General features: G+C 46.3%; 1 protein-coding gene. It reads left to right on the plus strand.

Annotated elements, in window-relative coordinates; genetic code table 11:
* On the plus strand, positions 1–553 hold a 553-nt coding region (locus POW22_RS10330; protein WP_272832598.1), incomplete at both ends, for an Ig-like domain-containing protein.

The raw sequence follows: 553 nt of genomic DNA on the forward strand, positions 1-553 counted from the left end.
CAGGATACACTGGAGAGGATACTTTTGAGTACACGATCTGTGATAACGGAACACCAGCACTTTGTGACACTGCAGTGGTTACCATCACCATCAACGATGACAATGGAAACATCACTGTAGCTAACGACGATGCTTACAACACGACTCCAGATACCCCAGTAACTGGAAACGTATCAGACAACGACAACGACCCAGAGGGTGACAACCAAACGGTGAACACTACTCCAGTAAGCGGACCAGCCAACGGTACCCTAGTACTTAATGCTGATGGAAGCTTTGAATACACACCAAACCCAGGCTTTGAAGGAACGGATCAGTTTGTATACTCGGTATGCGACGACGGGACTCCAGTAGCCTGTGACGAGGCGACAGTATACATCACAGTAGGTGGTATTTTAAATACTACGGATGCTATTGATGATATCAACAACACCTTCCAAGACACAGCAGTTAGCGGTAATGTACTGACTAACGACGAGGACTTTGAAGGAGACAATCAAACAGTAACTGGAAACACAGATCCTGCAAACGGAACTGTGGTAGTTAACCCTGA

This window comes from Gilvibacter sediminis (assembly GCF_028561565.1).
Lineage (GTDB): Bacteria > Bacteroidota > Bacteroidia > Flavobacteriales > Flavobacteriaceae > Gilvibacter > Gilvibacter sediminis.